This window comes from Streptomyces sp. NPDC054841 (assembly GCF_053611045.1).
On the sequence record NZ_JBSGZO010000848.1, the window covers coordinates 1 to 1,831 of the forward strand.

The following is a 1,831-nucleotide window of genomic DNA, read 5'->3' on the forward strand; positions in this document are numbered from 1 at the left end:
GGCCAGGACTCGGGGCGACGGGCGTGGTGGGGGATCTCGGTGCGGGGGAGCGGTGAGCTGCGGGGGGAGCGGTCAGTGGAGCCGGCTCGACCGGCGGCGCAGGACGTAGAACACCCCGCCGGCCGCAATGAGGACGAGCACGGCACCGGCCGCGATCTCCTCGGCGCGCAAATCGCGGATGCTGCCGCCGAGACCACCCCTGACACCCTGGGGGGCGGAGGTGCTCGTGGGGCGCGCCGTGGCCGTGGCTGTGGCCGGGGCCGGGGCGGCCGTACCGCCGGAGATGGTCAGATCGGTCGTCCCGGTCTGGCCGTTGCAGCTGAACTGCACCGAGTACACCGCGCCCCGTCTGGCATCCCAGTCGACCGTCGCCGTGCCGGTCAGGCCCGGCGCGATGGTCACGGTGTCGAAGACGCCTGATGAAGCCGTGGCCGTGGTGGTGCAGCCCGACACCCTCAGGGTGACCTGCCCGCCCGGGGCGACGGTCGAGGGTGAGACGGCGAACGAGAACGGCTGCTTGCGGGCCGCGCCGGCGGCGCCGCCCGCGGTGTCGGCCGTCGCGGTGGGAGTGGTCAGAGCGAGGGCGGCCGCTCCCAGCAGAGCGGCCGACGCGACGGGTATCGCGCGCATGGGCAATCCTCCGGGTCTCCGAGGAGCAGCTGCGGAAGGGGTTTCCGCAAAAGGCAGGGAATGCACCTCGATACCCGCACGCTAGAAGCGCCCTATCACACCCGCGATCTCAGACGGGCGAATGGGGCACGTGCGTCACCCGGGTGGCGGACATTCGTGCCCTCGCCGCCGTACGCCACCCGGGTTCGTCACGGTCAGGCGCGCAGATGCGGGAAGAGATCGGTGAACGGTGAGGCAGTGGCCGAAATGCCTCGGCCGAACGGTGCGTCGAAATCCCAGATGAGAAAGAGCAGAAACGCGATCAGTGCGCTGAACAGGCCGGCCAGGAGCAGTTCCCGGAATGTCCGGCGGATCTGAAGCGTAAAGATCAGGCCAACGGTCACCACCGCTCCGCTGATCAGTCCGAACCACACCACGCCGGGCATGGTCGCCTCGATGCCCTGTCCCCGGACTCCCCGCGCGTCATCCGCTGCCGCCACCTGATCGACCAGGGGCTGATACGCCTGGCCCTCGTGGTCGGTCTTCGGCGCATAGTCCGTCACGTCCCGGCGTACCTGGTCGAGGAGCCGCGTGCCCTTGTCGCTGAGCGATCCCTTCTCGGCCATATGGCGCCACTCGGGGCCCACGACATGCATGACGTACGCGTCCACGTCGGCACGGATGCGGGCACGGACCTCGGCCGGATAGACCTCGGCGCGGGCGTGCACCTCGTGCAGCGCCTGGGCCTCGTGGCGCACCGAATCCTGCGCCGCGCCGCGCGCCTCCCAGACACCCGCGATGGCAAGGCCCAGCACGATCGCGTAGACCACGCCGATCATCATCGTCATGTACTCGATGACGTCGGGGGTCTCCGACGGGTCGTCGTCGTCGCCGACACGGCGGTGGTTGATGACGGTGATGGTCAGGACGACCGCGCACGCCGCGGCCATCGCGATGGTCAGTACGGCCCATTCCGACATGAGAACCTCCGGGAACTGCGGAACTAGCGGGATCGGGGGCGCAGAAAGGCCGCGGCGAGCACCGCGGGGGCCGTGACCAGGAGCGTCAGGGAGACCAGTGACGGCCCGCCCCGCGGCTCCTCGCGCTGAGGTCTGCGGTAGTGGGGGAGCGCGACCGGGGTCGGCTGCGGTGGTTTCGGCCGGGCCTTCGGCGGAGGCGACGGGGCCGGCGGAGGCGGCTGCGGCGGAGCGGGCGGGGCGGG

2 protein-coding genes and 1 pseudogene are annotated in these 1,831 nt (G+C 71.1%); all 3 read right to left on the bottom strand.

Going from position 1 to position 1,831, the window contains the following annotated elements:
* Positions 1-72 precede the first annotated feature (72 nt).
* Positions 73-630, bottom strand: a complete 558-nt coding sequence (locus tag ACWGI8_RS43845) for a hypothetical protein (RefSeq protein ID WP_453669154.1) — start codon at positions 628-630, stop codon at positions 73-75.
* A gap of 194 nt (positions 631-824) precedes the next feature.
* Complete coding sequence (locus ACWGI8_RS43850; protein ID WP_453669156.1) at positions 825-1,589, bottom strand: bestrophin-like domain; 765 nt, start codon at positions 1,587-1,589, stop codon at positions 825-827.
* Between the two features lie 23 nt (positions 1,590-1,612).
* Positions 1,613-1,831, bottom strand: a pseudogene (locus ACWGI8_RS43855) (hypothetical protein); the annotation flags it as partial.

What these genes read in the sequence shown, in the direction of transcription:
- ACWGI8_RS43845 (WP_453669154.1), bottom strand. Translation starts at nt 630, where the DNA reads ATGCGCGCGATACCCGTCGCGTCGGCCGCTCTGCTGGGAGCGGCCGCC.
- ACWGI8_RS43850 (WP_453669156.1), bottom strand. Translation starts at nt 1,589, where the DNA reads ATGTCGGAATGGGCCGTACTGACCATCGCGATGGCCGCGGCGTGCGCG.